This is a genomic window from Knoellia sp. Soil729 (assembly GCF_001427985.1).
In the GTDB taxonomy this organism is placed as follows: domain Bacteria; phylum Actinomycetota; class Actinomycetes; order Actinomycetales; family Dermatophilaceae; genus Knoellia.
Genome location: NZ_LMSA01000002.1, coordinates 557,883 through 573,019 on the forward strand (window position 1 = coordinate 557,883; position 15,137 = coordinate 573,019).

At 71.5% G+C, this 15,137-nt stretch carries 13 protein-coding genes; 5 read left to right on the forward strand and 8 right to left on the reverse strand.

Annotation, left to right across the window (positions count from 1 at the left end; translation table 11 throughout):
- Positions 1-10 precede the first annotated feature (10 nt).
- Complete coding sequence (locus tag ASG74_RS07670; RefSeq protein ID WP_056141043.1) at positions 11-2,923, reverse strand: ATP-binding protein; 2,913 nt, start codon at positions 2,921-2,923, stop codon at positions 11-13.
- A gap of 202 nt (positions 2,924-3,125) precedes the next feature.
- Between ASG74_RS07670 and ASG74_RS07675 the strand changes: the two genes are divergently transcribed.
- Positions 3,126-3,491: a hypothetical protein gene (locus tag ASG74_RS07675; RefSeq protein WP_056141045.1), complete on the forward strand. Its 366-nt coding sequence runs from the start codon at positions 3,126-3,128 to the stop codon at positions 3,489-3,491.
- Positions 3,492-3,607: 116 nt separating this feature from the next.
- Here the strand turns inward: ASG74_RS07675 and ASG74_RS07680 are convergent, their stop codons facing one another.
- The 3 genes from ASG74_RS07680 to ASG74_RS07690 are packed head-to-tail and all read right to left on the reverse strand — an operon-like array spanning position 3,608 to position 6,257.
- Positions 3,608-4,231: an LppA family lipoprotein gene (locus ASG74_RS07680; RefSeq protein WP_235498851.1), complete on the reverse strand. Its 624-nt coding sequence runs from the start codon at positions 4,229-4,231 to the stop codon at positions 3,608-3,610.
- A complete protein-coding gene (locus ASG74_RS07685) occupies positions 4,228-5,955 on the reverse strand; it encodes an alpha/beta hydrolase (RefSeq protein WP_056141049.1) in 1,728 nt (575 codons plus the stop codon). Before ASG74_RS07685 ends, ASG74_RS07680 begins: the two co-directional genes overlap by 4 nt.
- A gap of 2 nt (positions 5,956-5,957) precedes the next feature.
- Positions 5,958-6,257, reverse strand: coding sequence for a hypothetical protein (locus ASG74_RS07690; protein ID WP_156465322.1), 300 nt, complete (start codon positions 6,255-6,257; stop codon positions 5,958-5,960).
- A gap of 222 nt (positions 6,258-6,479) precedes the next feature.
- Here ASG74_RS07690 and ASG74_RS07695 point away from each other — a divergent pair, with 222 nt between their 5' ends.
- The 3 genes from ASG74_RS07695 to rarD are packed head-to-tail and all read left to right on the forward strand — an operon-like array spanning position 6,480 to position 10,418.
- Positions 6,480-8,348: a 2-oxoacid:acceptor oxidoreductase subunit alpha gene (locus tag ASG74_RS07695; RefSeq protein WP_056143314.1), complete on the forward strand. Its 1,869-nt coding sequence runs from the start codon at positions 6,480-6,482 to the stop codon at positions 8,346-8,348.
- Positions 8,345-9,448 (forward strand): 2-oxoacid:ferredoxin oxidoreductase subunit beta, encoded by a 1,104-nt coding sequence (locus ASG74_RS07700; protein ID WP_056141057.1) that lies wholly within the window; start codon positions 8,345-8,347, stop codon positions 9,446-9,448. Before ASG74_RS07695 ends, ASG74_RS07700 begins: the two co-directional genes overlap by 4 nt.
- A gap of 7 nt (positions 9,449-9,455) precedes the next feature.
- Positions 9,456-10,418 carry an EamA family transporter RarD gene (gene rarD, locus ASG74_RS07705; protein WP_056141060.1) on the forward strand — a complete coding sequence of 321 codons (963 nt, stop codon included), beginning with the start codon at positions 9,456-9,458 and terminating at the stop codon, positions 10,416-10,418.
- Positions 10,419-10,498: 80 nt separating this feature from the next.
- Here rarD and ASG74_RS07710 read toward each other — a convergent pair whose 3' ends face one another.
- From ASG74_RS07710 to ASG74_RS07725, 4 genes are all read right to left on the reverse strand, one after another.
- Complete coding sequence (locus ASG74_RS07710) at positions 10,499-11,422, reverse strand: type IV toxin-antitoxin system AbiEi family antitoxin domain-containing protein (protein ID WP_056141061.1); 924 nt, start codon at positions 11,420-11,422, stop codon at positions 10,499-10,501.
- A gap of 202 nt (positions 11,423-11,624) precedes the next feature.
- Positions 11,625-12,923, reverse strand: coding sequence for a D-arabinono-1,4-lactone oxidase (locus ASG74_RS07715; RefSeq protein WP_056141064.1), 1,299 nt, complete (start codon positions 12,921-12,923; stop codon positions 11,625-11,627).
- Positions 12,920-14,089, reverse strand: a complete 1,170-nt coding sequence (locus tag ASG74_RS07720) for an amino acid deaminase/aldolase (protein WP_056141065.1) — start codon at positions 14,087-14,089, stop codon at positions 12,920-12,922. The genes ASG74_RS07715 and ASG74_RS07720 overlap by 4 nt, the downstream gene beginning before the upstream one ends.
- Positions 14,090-14,147: 58 nt before the next feature.
- The gene (locus tag ASG74_RS07725) at positions 14,148-14,852 is read right to left on the reverse strand and encodes a helix-turn-helix transcriptional regulator (protein WP_056141068.1); all 705 of its coding nucleotides are present in this window, start codon (positions 14,850-14,852) and stop codon (positions 14,148-14,150) included.
- Between the two features lie 62 nt (positions 14,853-14,914).
- Here ASG74_RS07725 and ASG74_RS17150 point away from each other — a divergent pair, with 62 nt between their 5' ends.
- Positions 14,915-15,127 (forward strand): hypothetical protein, encoded by a 213-nt coding sequence (locus ASG74_RS17150; protein ID WP_156465323.1) that lies wholly within the window; start codon positions 14,915-14,917, stop codon positions 15,125-15,127.
- The last annotated feature ends 10 nt before the right edge of the window (positions 15,128-15,137 follow it).

Sequence of the window (15,137 nt, forward strand, 5' to 3'; positions counted from 1 at the left end):
ACGGGCTGAGTCACGGGTCCGGGTCGAGCAGCCCGGCGTCAGCGGCGTACCGCGACGCCATGGTCCGGTTGGACATCCCCGTCTTGAGCAGGATCGAGCGCACGTGGTTCGTCACGGTGTTCTCGCTGATGAACAGGCGCTCGGCCAGCTCACGGTTGCTCAGTCCCTGGGCCACGAGGCGCAGCACCTCGACCTCGCGCCGGGTGAGCCCGTCGTCGCGGCGACGACGCGGAACGACGAGGCCGAGCCGCGAGGTGAGACGCGGTGAGTGCAGCCGCCCGACTCGGTTCGTCGCGTCGCGGTGGGCGTTCTCGACCACGGTGGCACGGGCGCCGGAGCGGCGCAGGTGCTCGACGAGCGCCACGGCGTCGTAGGCCGCGAAGAGCGGGGCGTCCATGCGCTCGTCCATGGCGAGCGCCGACCTCAGCAGGTCCTCCGCTCGCGGACGGCCCAGCACGGAGTCGAGCATCCCGAGGTAGCGGTCCGCCGAGCCGAACACGGCGAGCATCGGCCCGACCGCGAGGTTGTGCCCCTCCAGCTCGTTCGCCCGTTCGCGCAGCACCGACGCCGCCTCGCGGTGCCTCAGCCAGACCGCCGCCTCGGCCACGAAGGCGATGGTCGCCGGCCACGTCGGTGACGCCACGAAGCGGGTCAGGTCCTGGCCGACGAACCAGTCGAGGACCCGGCGGGCCGGGTCCCGCCGACCCAGCTCGACATACAGCGCGAGCAGCCCCGGCGCCCAGTGCTGCTCCACGTCCTCGTCCCCCGAGATCAGCGCCGCGACCTCGGGAAGTCGCGCGTCCTCCCGGCGCAGCACGAACGTCTGCAACGACAGCCGTTCCGCGAGCTCGGCCCCCGTGCCGGCCCCGGGCATGTGCAGGAGCTCCTCGCTGATCGCCCGGGCCCGCGCCAGGTCGCCGCGCGCGAACGCCCTGACCCACTCGAAGCACGAGGACTGCACGAGGAGGAAGGGCTCGCCGGTCGAGGCGGCCATCCGCACCGACTCCGCGAACGCCCGCTCGAAGCGTTCGACGTCGCCGACGAGGTAGGTGACGAGGGTCAGGATCGAGGCGCCCATGAAGATGCTGCGGGCATCGCCCACGTCCCGGCCGAGCCGGACGAGCTCCTCGCTCCGGGCTCCCTGCACGGCGGCGTGGGCCGGACGGGCGTTCATCACGATGCCGCACTCGAGGGCGTGGGCGAGCGCCGCGCGGTCGGCGGAGGCGCGGGCCAACTCGATCGCCCTGCCGCAGACCTCCTGCCCACGGTCGAAGTCGCCGGTGAAGGACAGGGCACGTCCGAGGCTCGCGACGGCGCTGATCCTGAGCCGGTCGTGCTCCCCCACCTCGGCGCGCGCGAGCGCCGTGGTGAGCATGTCGGTGGCCTCGAACCCGAGGTCGCCGATGCGCCAGGTGGTGCCCTCGAAGGCGACCGCAGCGCGCAGTCGGTCCAGCGGGCTCCCTTCGCGCACGACGGCGCGGTCGAGGTCGCAGGCGGTGGCGAAGGCGCCGGCGTCACGGAAGGACTCCGCCGCGCGCAGCCGCAGCTCGTCCCTCTCGCCGGGATCGTCGGTCAGGCCCGCCGCGCGGGCCAGCGCCTGACCCGCCTCGTGGTGGGCGAGGCGGCCGCGCGCGAGGGAAGCGGCCTCGGTGAGGTAGCGGACCGCCTCGCGACGGTGGCCGAGCACCTCGGCGCTGGCGTAGTGGTGCGCGATCCGCTGCACGCGGTTCGGTGCCGACGACGGTCCGTCCTCCAGCGCCCGGGCCACGTCCACGTGCACGTGGAGCAGGAGCGAGCGCGGCATGAGGTCGACGACCGACTGCCGTCCGAGCACGTGGTCGAAGCCGAAGGAGGCCCCCTCACGGTCGAGCCCACGGATGAGGCCGGCGTCCCGCACCCCGTCAAGGGCGTCGAGGACGTCCTCGACGTCCCGACCCGCGACCCGGGCGAGCAGCTCGACCGAGAACTCGTCACCGACGACGGCCGCCACCTCGAGCAACCGGCGGCTCTCCCCGTCCAAGCGAGCGAGGCGGCCGGCATACAGGTCGAGGACGGTCTGCGGTGTCGGGAACATCCCGGCACCCAGGGCAGCGAGTCCGCCGCGGTCCTCAAGGTCGCGCACGACCTCACGCAGGTAGAACGGGTTGCCTGCGGTGCGCTCGAGCAGCAGCGGGGCCACCGACCGCGACCGGTCCGCGGAGGCGCCGGTGCGGACCCGGACGTACTCGGCGATGTCCTCGACCGTGAGGGGGGTGAGCCGCATCCGGTCGACCCCCTCGACGCGGTGGAGCTGGGCGATGGTCTCGGCGAGGGCAGCCGAGCGGTCGGGGGGGCTGCTGCGGTGGGAGACCAGGCACAGGGTGCGGATGGCGTCACCGTGACGGATGAGGTGGGCCAGCAGCTCGAGGGACGTGGCACCGGCCCAGTGCATGTCCTCGAGCACGAGCAGGATCGGCCGGACCTGCGAGGCCGCTCGCAATGTCTCGCACACGGCCGCATAGAGCTCGTGGCGCGTGGAGGGCCGGGTGTCGACGACGGGTCCGGCGGGTCCCACGAGGGTGTCCAGCTGCGTGGCGACCGGCATACCGGCGGGCTCGACGAGGCCGGGGAAGGCACCCGCCGCCACTCCCACCCGCAAGGCGCTCACCGGGCCCACGAACGGCTGGTAGGGCGCACCCAGCTCCGCGACGCAGGCGCCCAGCAGGACGGTCGCCCCACGGGCCGAGAGGCGGCACCCGGTCTCGGCGATGAAGCGGGACTTGCCCGCGCCGGCATCGCCCTCGATGAAGACGACGTGCTGGACACCCGCCTCGACCGCGGTCCAGGCCTCGTCGAGGGCGTGGAACTCCGCGCGCCGGCCCACGAACGGACTGGCGTGGACCCGCCAACGAGCCGGGAGGTCTGGGGGCGTCCACTGCTCCACGTCCCCACGGTATTCCTGCCGTATGCCGGCGAACAGCGGTCGCGACGATCGCACCCCGGCCCCCGCTCGCCGCGCCCCGAAGATGGCCAGATCTGGCCATGTCGCGACCGTCGGGGAGTTCGCCATTGCTGGTCAGGTGCGGTGCGCGGCATCTCCCTACCGTCGTGGGAACAGGCATCACCAGCATCGGAAGGGACACACCATGAACACCGTCGTCATCCGCAGCACGGCAGCAGTCGGAGGCTCGCTGCTGGGGCTGCTGCTCCTCGCGGGCCCCACGTCCGCCAGGGATCTGGGCCCGGGGGACGCGCTCCCCGGGACCTCCGCAGCATCGGACACCTGCCGCAACGTCGTTCCCGAGGACCGCGCTGCCTGCCGAGGCCAGACCACCTCTGTCCCACGTGAGGCACCCGGACCGAGCACCATCCCGCGGGTCGAGGGTGGCCTCCTCGGTCTCGAGCCCGGCACCCTGGGCATCGTCGTCCTCGGCGGGGCAGCACTCGCCGGCGCCGTCCTCCTCACCACCCGGCACCGCCAGCCGCACGTCCACGCACACCGGCCGGCCTGAGCACCGCCTTCCCGACCAGGGCGTGGCGCCACTCGCACCCCGGGTGGCGCCGCGCCCTCCCACGTGCCGGGCGCGCCCCTTGACGGCGGGGGGCGCGCCCTCCGGTCCTGGGCACCTCACTTCGCCAGGTAGCAGGCTCCGTAGATCGTCGCCACGGTGTTGACGCCGGTGCCGACCGACAGCTCGGACCCGTCCTTGTCGTAGACCGACATCTGGTGGCCACCCGGCTCGTCCTTGAGGGTGTGCTCGTCGCCATACCCGCGCTTGGCCGCGACCTCCTTGACCGCCTCCCAGGCCCGCGGCCAGTCGGTGTCCGGGATCGCACCGAGGGCGCCACCACTCGTGAGGTTGAGCGTCCCCGCACCGTCGACCGCGTCGAAGGGCTCCTTGCACAGGGAGCCGGACTCGACGGCCGGCTCCGGCGTGCGCCACCTCAGAGAGGGGCTGACCCGGCTGAGCGCCTCGCGCACCTCAGCGAGGAGGGAGAGGTTGTCGCGCTTGGCCTGCGCCTCGCTGCGACGCGACTCGAGCTGCTGTCGTGCGTCCACGTTGCCTCCTGTGTCTGCTGGGCTTCCGGTGTTCCCGCTGTTTCCGGTGTTCGCCGTGTCTGCTGTGCACCCGGCGAGCAGGGCCAGGGAGGCGGCGACCGTGGCGGCTGCCATGGCCGCGACCCGCACCACGCGGCGTGGTCGGTCGGTCGGCGTGTGGCGAAGGCCGGTCATCGGGTCGTCGTCTCTCACTTGAGGAACCCCGGCCACCAGGGCTGGGCGTCGATCGGGTCGGTCCAGAAGCCCACATTGTTGCCCTCGATCGTGTCCTGCGGGTGGCCGCCCACGACCTGCGCCATCGAGTACTGGCTCGTCGACCCGTCCTGGAGGTAGTCCGAGTGGCCCGTCACGCCCTGCCACGACCGCCCGTCAGCCGACTCGGCGTCGCCCGTCTCGAGGTGGTTCATGCCGTCGAGCCCGGTGGGGTCGGTGCCGAACCTGCCGAGGTCACCGACCGGGTCCCACTTGGCCTCCGCGTAGTAGGCGCCGCCCTCGGGGACCTGCAGGTCGCCGAGGTCGGACGTGCCGAGCCCGGGCGAACCGAAGAAGACGGCCCGGTCGACGCCCGTGCCCTCGTGCTGGAGCGAGTACCCCGTCGTCGTCGACCCGTAGGAGTGGCCGAGCGCGGTGAGGTCCGGGTCCTCCAGCCGCGAGGTGTTGAGGCCGGTGAAGAACGCAGCGAGGTCCCGACCCCCGTCCTCGGCGGACCCGGAAAGGGCAACCGAGTCACCGGCGAAGGTCGTGCCCCACTGCGGCGCCTGGTAGTCGAGCCAGGTGACGGTGGCCACGGTCCCCTCGTCGCCGCGGCGGAAGAGCTCGTCCTCGGTCCTCGCCCTCAGCTGCGCCATGCTCGAGTCATAGCCACCCATGCCCTCGACGGTGGACGTCAACCCCGGGGTGAACACGGCGACGTGGTCGGCGGTGTCGACGTCGCCGTTGGCGAGAATCGCCTGCGTGCGCGGGGTCGTGAAGTCGATGCCGAGCAGCTGGTGCTTCCCCGGTCTCGCGAGCATCTCGTCGATCGTCGCGATGGCCCCCTGCTCCTCCTTGAGGTCGGTGTACTCGTCGATGTGCTCCTGGTAGAAGACCGGGTCGAGGGTGCCGTCGGGCCGGATGAACCCATCCGCGAGCTCGGCCAACCGTGCCGTGACGTGGCTGCGGCGGGTCTGGAGCAGGCTCCGGTTGGCGAGGTCGCGCGAGGCCGCGTCGATGCCGTCGCGGTTGCCGATCCAGTCGGGGTGCAAGGCAATGACGAGGGCCCGCTCGTCCGGCGAGAGGGTCGACCACCACCCAGCGTTCTGCGCCGGAGTGTCACCCCTCGGCGGCTCGAGAACGCTGAGGTCACCCTCGACCTCGCCGATGGCCGATGCCTGCGCCAGCGTGCCCCCGCCTCCGTCGATCCGGTTCAGCTCGATGTTCGTGAGGACCGCGCGGAGATCGGCATCGATGTCCTCGGCCTTGCGCAGCGCCTCCGACACCCGCGTGACGCACTCATCGACCTGAGCCTGCCGCACGCGACGGGCCTCGGCGTCCTCCTCGGTGTCGTCGACACGGCATACGAGGAGCTCGTTCGTCGTCACCACACCGGCAGGGCTGATCGTGAGGGAGGCGAGCCGGGCGTACTCCTGCGCCGCATCGACGGCGTTGACGACGCCGAGGACACCGTCCGACGCGTCGCAGACCGCGGTGTAGGCCGCCGACACCTCCGCGACCACGTCCCGGAGGTCGTCCGCGACGGCACCGAGCCGGGTGCGCGACGTCTCCGAGGCCGGCCCGGTCCAGTTCTTGGGCAGGCCCATCGTCGCCAGCTCGTCGGCGAGGTCGAGCAGCTCGCGCCGGGTGGCACGCAGCTCGCGCTCGGCGGTGGCCAGGGGTTCCTGCTTCCAGGACGTGATGTCGGACCAGGACAGCGGCATGGTCAGCGCCCCTGAACGATGGGGCCGAACGCGTCACGGGCGGCCTCGTCGTCGAGCTCGTACTGGTCGGCGTTGGTGTCGAGGGTGCGTGCGTAGCCGCGCGCCGCCCTGGCCCAGTCGGACAGCTCGGTGGTCCACGCCGAGCCCACCCGCACCATGACCGCGACGCTCTCCGCACCGGGCATGCCCGTGCCGGCGCTGGTCAGGTGGCTGCCGGGCGTGATCCTGGCAACCTGCCGCGCCGCCGACCGCGCAGCCGTGGCCGAGTCGCGCAGGTCCTTGACCTCGACCTCGTACGACATGGACCCCCCTGAGCCGGTGTCGGACACCACCGGTCCAACCTGTGGCGCCCAGCCTGCCAGCCGCGCGCACGCCCGGCCATGGGGAGCACTCCCCCGGCCACACATCCGTGCGACTCGATGGTGGACACCGGCATAGCCTTGCCTTACCCCGGTCGTACGATGGAGGGACCTCGTCGGGCACGACGCACGCGCCCCGACCGCGTCTCTTCCAGTCAGGTGTTCATGTCCAGCAAGACCGTGCAGAAGCTCGATCGTGTCGTCATTCGCTTCGCTGGGGACTCCGGTGACGGCATGCAGCTCACCGGCGACAGGTTCACCTCCGAGACCGCCGCCATGGGCAACGACCTCTCCACCCTGCCCAACTTCCCGGCCGAGATCCGCGCACCCCAGGGGACGCTGCCCGGGGTGTCGAGCTTCCAGCTCCACTTCGCCGACCACGAGGTCCTCACCCCCGGCGACGCCCCCGACGTGCTCGTGGCGATGAACCCGGCCGCGCTGCGCGCCAACCTCGCCGACATCCCCCGCGGCGCGACCATCATCATCAACACCGACGAGTTCTCCAAGCGCGCCCTGGCCAAGGTCGGCTACACCGAAAACCCCGTCGACGACGGTTCGCTCGAGTCCTTCCACGTCCACCCCGTGCCGCTCACGAGCATCACGGTCGACGCGCTCGCCGCCTTCGAGGGCCTGAGCCGCAAGGAGAAGGAGCGCGCCAAGAACATGTTCGCGCTCGGCCTCCTCTCATGGATGTACACCCGGCCCACGACCGGCACCGAGGCCTTCCTCACCAAGAAGTTCGGTGCCCACCCCGAGATCCTCGAGGCCAACCTCACCGCGCTGCGCGCCGGGTGGAACTACGGCGAGACGACCGAGGACTTCGCGTCGAGCTACGAGATCGCGCCCGCCGTGATGCCGGCAGGCACCTACCGCAACATCACCGGCAACATCGCCCTCGCCCACGGCCTGGTCGCCGCGGCCCACCAGGCGAGGCTTCCGCTCGTGCTCGGCTCGTACCCCATCACCCCCGCCTCCGACATCCTCCACACGCTGTCGGCACTCAAGCGCCACAACGTCACGACGATGCAGGCCGAGGACGAGATCGCCGGCATCGGCATCGCCCTCGGGGCGAGCTTCGGTGGTGCGATCGGCGTGACCACGACGTCCGGACCGGGTGTCGCCCTGAAGTCCGAGATGATCGGCCTCGCGGTCTCGCTCGAGCTGCCCCTCGTCATCGTCGACGTGCAGCGGGGCGGACCCTCGACCGGACTGCCGACCAAGACCGAGCAGTCCGACCTGCTCCAGGCGATGTTCGGCCGCAACGGCGAGTCGCCGGTCCCGATCGTGGCCCCGTCCACGCCCTCGGACTGCTTCAACGCGGCCTTCGAGGCGGTGCGGATCGCGACGACCTACCGCACCCCGGTCTTCCTGCTCAGTGACGGCTACCTCGCCAACGGCTCCGAGCCGTGGGCGGTGCCCGAGGTCTCCGACCTGCCAGACCTGCGCGTCGAGTTCGCGTCCGAACCCAACGGGGTCGACGACAAGGGCGAGCAGGTCTTCCACCCGTTCCTGCGCGACCCCGAGACCCTCGCCCGGCCCTGGGCCGTGCCGGGCACCGCGGGACTCGAGCACCGCATCGGCGGCATCGAGAAGGCTGACATCACCGGCAACATCTCCTACGACCCCGACAACCACGACAAGATGACGCGCCTGCGCGCCGCCAAGGTCGCCGGCATCGCCGGGATCCCCGACGTCGTCGTCGAGGACCCCTCGGGAGACGCTCGACTGCTCGTCCTCGGGTGGGGCTCGACCTTCGGCCCGATCGCCGCCGCCGTCAGGGCCGTGCGCAACGCCGGACACCACGTCGCCTCCGCGCACCTGCGCCACCTCAACCCCTTCCCCGCCAACCTCGGCGAGGTCCTGCGGTCCTACGACCGCGTCGTCGTCCCCGAGATGAACCTCGGCCAGCTCTCGATGCTGCTGCGGGCCGAGTTCCTCGTCGACGTCCGCCCCCACACGTCGGTCCGCGGTCTGCCGTTCTCCACGGTGGACCTCGCCGACGTCATCCTCACCCACCTGGAGGAGGTCTCGTGACCACCACCCAACCCACCACGAACGGTGTAGCCGCTCGTCCGAGCGGGCTGGCCGGCATACCCCTGCTTGCCCCCGACGCGCCGAAGCAGACGAAGCGCGAGTTCACCTCCGACCAGGAGGTGCGCTGGTGCCCCGGGTGCGGCGACTACGCCATCCTCGCGGCCGTGCAGGGCTTCCTGCCCGAGCTGGGGCTCAAGCGCGAGAACATCACGTTCGTCTCCGGCATCGGCTGCTCGTCGCGCTTCCCCTACTACCTCGACACCTACGGCATGCACTCGATCCACGGGCGCGCACCCTCGATCGCGACCGGCCTCGCGACGTCGCGGCCGGACCAGAACGTGTGGGTCGTCACGGGTGACGGTGACGCGCTGTCGATCGGCGGCAACCACCTCATCCACGCGCTGCGCCGCAACGTCAACATCACGATCCTGCTGTTCAACAACGAGATCTACGGGCTCACCAAGGGCCAGTACTCACCGACCTCGCGGGTTGGCCAGGTGACGAAGTCGACGCCGTTCGGCTCGGTCGACCGGCCCTTCAACCCGGTGTCGCTGGCCCTGGGCGCGGAGGCGACGTTCGTCGCCCGCACGACCGACACCGACCGCAAACACCTCACCGGGATCCTGCGAGCGGCCGCCGAGCACCGCGGCACCTCGCTCGTCGAGATCTACCAGAACTGCCCGATCTTCAACGACGGTGCGTTCGAGCTCATCAAGGACCGGACCGAGCAGGAGGCGCGCATCGTCCACCTCATCGACGGCGAGCCGGTGCAGGTCGGGCCCGAGGACGACCGCAAGACGTTGGTGCGTATGCCGGGTGGTCGCCTCAAGTTCGTCCCCGCGGCTTCCGCGCAGGGCATGGACGTCGTCGTCCACGACACGGGCGCCGAGGATGCCAGCCAGGCGTTCGCCCTCTCTCGGCTCGACTCCCCCGAGATGACGCACGTGCCGATGGGCATCTTCCGCTCGGTGTCCCGGCCCACCTACGACGACGGCGTGCGCGCCCAGGTCGAGGCGGCCGTGAGCACCGCGGGCGGGCCCGCCACCGACGACGACCTCGCCGAGCTGCTCCGCGGGCGTGACACGTGGACCGTCGCGTGATCGCACGATGAGCCCACCCGTCACGGGTGACGACGCGGAGCTGCGGCGGGGCACGATCCAGGCCTTTCTCGCCTATGGCATCTGGGGGCTGTTCCCGCTCTACTTCCATGCGCTCCAGCCCTCCGGCGCGTTCGAGATCCTCGCCCACCGCATCCTGTGGACGGTGGCGTTCTGCGTCCTCGTGCTGCTCGTGCGGCGTGACTTCGGTTGGCTGCGCACCGTCGCGGCGCGCCCCCGCCTGCTGGGTGGGCTCACCGTCGCCGCACTGCTCATCGCCGTGAACTGGGTCGTCTACGTCCTGGCCGTCATCACCGGGCGCACCTATGCCGCCGCCCTGGGCTACTTCCTCAACCCCATCGTCACGGTCGGCCTCGGGGTGCTCGTGTTGCGGGAGCGGTTGCGGCCGTTGCAGTGGGCTGCGGTGGCGGTGGGTGCGGCCGCCGCCATCTACCTGACGGTGGCCGGCGGAGAGTTCCCGTGGATCGCCGTGTCGGTGGCCCTCTCGTTCGGCTTCTATGGGCTGGTCAAGAAGAAGGTCGGGGCGACGCTCGACGCGATGCACTCGCTCACCGTCGAGACGCTGGTGCTCGCGCCGGTCGCTGTCGGGGTCCTGTTCTGGCTCGGCGCGCGCGGCTCGACGACGTTCGGTGACCACGGCGCCTGGCACACCGGCCTGCTCGTCGCCGCCGGTGTCGTGACGGCGATCCCGCTGCTCTTCTTCGCTGCTGCCGCCCGCCGGATCCCGCTCGTGACGATCGGCCTCATCCAGTTCCTCACCCCGATGCTGCAGCTCCTCATCGGCGTCGTGCTGCTCCACGAGCACGTGAGCGGGGCGCTCTGGGTCGGGTTCGGGATCGTGTGGGTGGCCCTGGTGCTGCTGACCATCGACTCCGTGCGCCAGGCCCGGGCCACCCGAATCGTCCGGCGAGCCGACCGCGCCCGCCTCCCTGACCCCACCTTCCCCGCCTGAAGTGGGTTTCTCTCACTCCGCGTGACCGCCGCCATCACGCGACGTGAGAGTTTCTCGTCGTTCGGGGGCTCCATCCGCGTTCAGGCTGCGGCGGCGGCGCGCACCGCCGCACGCACCTTCGCCGCCACCACTCCGGGCGTCTCGAGATCGGCCCAGATGATCCGGACAACGGTGTAGCCCAGCCGGCGGAGGCGGTCCTCCCGCTTCTTCTCCGCCCACAGCACCTCGGGATCCCCGTCCTGGAACTTCACCTTGCCGTCGAACTCGACGACGACCTTGGCCCCCTCGACGAGGAAGTCCACGCGGGCGACGAAGTTGCCGAAGGCGTTCTGGATCTCGACCTGGGGAGTGACCGGTATGCCGGCCAGCTCCAGAGCGATCCCACAGCGCGACTCCCCGACGGACTCTCGCAAAGCACACGCGAGCGCTTCCATCGAGCGGGCCTTGTGGGCGTCGGGCCAGTTCTCGACGAGCGCCACCGCTGCCCCGAGCTCGTCCAGCGTGACCTTTCCAGCGCGAAGGGCACTGTCGGCACTGACGACGCCCTGCTCCACGCCGTGGTCCATGGCGAGCTGCACCAGGGCGTCAGCCGGCGCGGCGGCCGGACCCCAGGCCGACTCCACGGACTCGCCCCGCATCGGACCGACCCGGACACCCCTCACGCCCGTGCAGCGACTGATGGGGCGGAAGAGCTGTGGCTTGCTGAGGTCGCAGCCCCAGACCGAGACGCCGTGGGCGAGCACTGCGGTGAGGCTGGCAAACACCAGGTCCGGATAGAGGAGCCGCGTCCCGTGGGCGAGGTGCTCGTGCCACGCCAGGGGCGACGACTCGTCGACGAGGTGCGTCACGGCATACAGGGATCGCATGGGATGCCGCAGCTCCTTCTCGAGGACGGCCCGCGCCAAGGACGACTTGTCCATGCCGACGCGGTGCGCCTGGACCGTCGTGAACATGCCGTGCTGGCCGGCGGCAAGGTTGGTCAGGAGGGGTTCGAGTGAGGTCATGCGCCGACGTTCGCCGACTCGAGGGGGCGCGCGCTGCCCGCGAGCCAGATCTGTGGACAACGGTCAGCCCTGCCGGAGGCTGTGGACAGTCAGCGCGCGAGGGAGAACCTCTCACTTTGCGTGGTCGCGGCGGTCAGGCGGAGTGAGAGAAACCCACTTCAGGCGGCGGGTCCCGCGGTCTGCGTGGGCAAGTCGGGGCCGGTCAGGGGCCGAGGAGGTGCGTCAGGTGCGCGTTGGCGAAGCGGCGGTCAGGGTCGACGCGGTCGCGTACGCGCTGCACATCACCGAACCGTGGATACAGCCGCGAGAGGTCCTCGGCGCCCAGTGTGTGCAGCTTGCCCCAGTGCGGGCGGCCGGCGTGCTCGCGCACGATGCTCTCGAACGCCGCGAACACTCCCCCGTCGTCCATCCGGCGGTACTGGTGCACCGCGACATAGGCGTTCTCCCGCTCGTATGCCGTCGACAGCCAGACGTCGTCGGCTCCTGTCGAGCGGACCTCGACAGGGAAGGGCAGCGCCACGTCGTGGGTGTCGATCCAGCCGCGCAGGGCGGAGATCACGGCGGGCAGCGAAGCGCGCGGGACGGCATACTCGCTCTCGCGGAAACGGACGTCGCGTGAGGTGCAGAACACCTTCCATGAGGTGTCGGTGTACTCCTTGGCCCCGAGCACGCGCGAGCTGACCCGGTTGAGCCGGGGGACGATGCGCGGGCGGGCCGACGCGACGCGGTTGAGCCCCTCGTAGATGGTGTTGCTGAGGAGCCGCTCGTCGAGCCACTCCCGCCAGGCGGGCTGCGGCCGCCCCGGGTCGTCGGGCGTGACGCGTGAGTTCCGTTTGAGGAGAACCCGATCGGTGTGCGGGAACCAGTGGAAGTCGACGTGGTCGAACTCGTGCACCAGCTGCTCGTAGCCCTCGACCACCTCGTCGAGGCGGCCCGGCGACTCGACCGCACGCAGGCGGAAGGCCGGCACGCACTGGAGCTCGACCTCCGTGACGACGCCGAACGCACCGAGCCCGACCCGTGCCGCCTGGAAGAGCTCGGCGTCGTGCGAGTCGTCGACCGACACCGTGGACCCGTCGGCGAGGACGAGCACCAGTCCCACGACGGCCGAGGCGATGCCCTGGTGGCGGATGCCGGTGCCGTGGGTGCCGGTGGCGATGGCGCCGGCGATGCCCTGCCGGTCGATGTCACCGAGGTTGGGCAGGGCGAGACCCAGGGCCTCGAGGGCCGGGTTGAGCACGTGCAGCGGAGTGCCCGCGGTGACGCGCACCCGGCGGCGTGGGCGGTCGACGTCGAGGATGCCGGAGAGGTGCGTGAGTCGCAGCAGCGTGCCGTCCGTCGCGCACAGTGGCGTGAACGAGTGCCCGGCCCCGACGACGCGGACCCGCTCACCACGGTTCGCCGCCTGTTGCACGGCCCCGGCGACCTGGTCGGCAGAGTGGGGCTCGACGAAGCGTGCCGGCGCCGCGGTGACGTTGCCGGCCCAGTTGCTCCACGTCATCCGAAGTTCTGCCCTTCTCCGCGATAGCTCGGCACGGTCTCGACGAAGCGCCCCGCCTCGACGAGGTGGACGTGGTCGAAGCGCTCGAGCAGCTCCCCCGCCTTGGCCCCACGCATCCAGACGCGGTCACCGATCGCCAGCCCGTCCGCGGCACGACCGCGCAGCGGGGTCTGCACCTCCCCCGCTGCCTCGGTGCGGATGAGCGACAGCCCGCGACCCACCGGGCTGGGGACGCGCGACCAGCCGGGCTCGCCACTGGCGACATAGCCCCCGCTGTATGCCGTGACGACCCCCGTGGTCGGCCGTCGCACCACTGGCAGGGCGTAGGTCATCGCGGGCCGGGGGGTGAAGTCGTCGTAGGCATCGAACAGGGTGGGCCCGTAGAGGCCCGAGCCGGCCGCGAGCTCGGTGAGGGTGTCGGCGGCCGCGAGTCGGCCGAGGCTCCCCGTGCCGCCACCGTTGACGAAGTCGAGGTCGGTGAGCGCACGCACGGCCTCGACCAGGGGTGCGCGACGCTCGGCGAGGTCGACGAGCGAGCGCTTCTTGAGCGTCTTGAGGTGGGGCCCGCGATCGGGCATCCCGGCCACCTGGGCGTCATAGAACATCACCCCGCTGACGTCGAGGCCATCGTCGAGCGCTGCCCTCGTCACGGCGAGGGCCTCCACCGGGGTGCGGAGGGGCGAGCGCCGGACCCCGAGGTGGAGCTTCCTGATCCGCAATGAGCAGTCGACGTCAAGGGCGACGCGCAGCCCACTGCCCTCGCCGACCTGGGCGGTGAGGAACTGCACGTGCTCGATGCTGTCGATGGCGAGAGTGATCTCCTGGCGCAGCTGCTCGTCCTCGGCGACCGTGCGGATCCAGTCCACGTCGACGCTCGGGTAGGCCACGAAGACGTCGGTGAACCCTTGGCGCACGAGCCACACGGCCTCGGACACGGCATACGCCATCACTCCGGCGAAGCCGGGACGGTCGAGCACGCGCCGGAGCAGGCTGCGGCAGCGCACGGACTTGCTCGCGACGCGGATCGGTCGGCCCGCGGCGCGGCGCACGAGGTCCTCGGCGTTGGCGTCGAAGGCGGCGAGGTCGACGGCCACGAGCGGCGCTGGGAGCCCGGTCGTCGCCGACTCGAGCGCGTCGACGTCGACGAACGGCTCGGTGCGGCTCATGCGATCCTGCTCTCGGTCGCGCCGCTGCGGTGCGGCGATGGGTGCGGGGACGGAACCTTCAGGTCGATGATCCCCGATCGGCGCCCGCCCTCTCGCGCAGGGTGGCCACGCAGACGCCGGGGCGGGCGAAGGGGTGGAGGTCCGTCACCTCCACCGGAGTGTCCAGCTGCTCGGCCGCTCCCCGAAGCAGGCCGAGGTGGAGGGTGCAGACCACGTCGGGCCGCTGCCGAGCCAGCTCGATGAAGGGGCAGTGGTGGATGTGCATCTCCGCGCCCCGCGGCCCCTCCTGCCGTGTCTGCGCGAAGCCGACGCCGTCGAGCACCGTGTCCAGCCGGGCAAGCGGCTCCTGGGCGCCCTGGGGCCCAACCTCGCAAGCCAGCCGTGACCCCCACGCCCGACCGGTGGCCCCAGCAGCGGACCCCTGTGGGTCGAGTGCCGTGACGACGTCCAAGAGCATGTCGGCCATCAGGCGGTAGCTGCGCGGCCCGGCGTCCTCGACGTGCGCGGAGTAGAGGACCCGCGGTCGGCCGCGCACCTCTGCCTTCTCGACCCGACGCTCGGCGAGCCGGTCCGCGACGAGGGCGTCGAGGTGGAAGCGGGCGGTGTTGACGTGCAGCCCGGTCGCCTGCGCGACCTCCACCACCGGCACGGGCGTCCCGGCCGCCTGCAGCTGCGCCAGAACTGCCGCGCGGCGCGCACGCAGCGGGGTGCGGGCCGCGGGATCGGTGCGCGGCGGGGACTGGCCCGAACGGACTATTGCCATGCCTCCATCATTGAAACGAATATTCGTCGTGTCAACTGAACTTTTCCGAGTGGGGACGCAACATGAGGGGTCATCAATGGGTCGGGGCGGCGCTGGTCGGCATGGGGGCGGGCGGGGCCGATCGCGCGGAGCACGCCGCACGAACGGGTCGCCACGTCGTGCCGGCCGCCACCCGGATCACGGTCCTGGAGGTCTACTGCGAGGGCTGCCGCGTGAGCTACGACGCGCACCTGTCGATGCAGTCGTGCGATGCGGCGCTGTCCCGCACGGCCTGAGGAGTCCTGA

Excerpts from the sequence above, each read along its gene's own strand:
- ASG74_RS07675 (WP_056141045.1), top strand. The coding sequence starts at position 3,126 with ATGAACACCGTCGTCATCCGCAGCACGGCAGCAGTCGGAGGCTCGCTG.
- ASG74_RS07685 (WP_056141049.1), bottom strand. The coding sequence starts at position 5,955 with ATGCCGCTGTCCTGGTCCGACATCACGTCCTGGAAGCAGGAACCCCTG.
- ASG74_RS07690 (WP_156465322.1), bottom strand. The coding sequence starts at position 6,257 with ATGTCGTACGAGGTCGAGGTCAAGGACCTGCGCGACTCGGCCACGGCT.
- ASG74_RS07695 (WP_056143314.1), top strand. The coding sequence starts at position 6,480 with ATGTCCAGCAAGACCGTGCAGAAGCTCGATCGTGTCGTCATTCGCTTC.
- rarD (WP_056141060.1), top strand. The coding sequence starts at position 9,456 with ATGAGCCCACCCGTCACGGGTGACGACGCGGAGCTGCGGCGGGGCACG.
- ASG74_RS07710 (WP_056141061.1), bottom strand. The coding sequence starts at position 11,422 with ATGACCTCACTCGAACCCCTCCTGACCAACCTTGCCGCCGGCCAGCAC.
- ASG74_RS07715 (WP_056141064.1), bottom strand. The coding sequence starts at position 12,923 with ATGACGTGGAGCAACTGGGCCGGCAACGTCACCGCGGCGCCGGCACGC.
- ASG74_RS07720 (WP_056141065.1), bottom strand. The coding sequence starts at position 14,089 with ATGAGCCGCACCGAGCCGTTCGTCGACGTCGACGCGCTCGAGTCGGCG.
- ASG74_RS07725 (WP_056141068.1), bottom strand. The coding sequence starts at position 14,852 with ATGGCAATAGTCCGTTCGGGCCAGTCCCCGCCGCGCACCGATCCCGCG.
- ASG74_RS17150 (WP_156465323.1), top strand. The coding sequence starts at position 14,915 with ATGAGGGGTCATCAATGGGTCGGGGCGGCGCTGGTCGGCATGGGGGCG.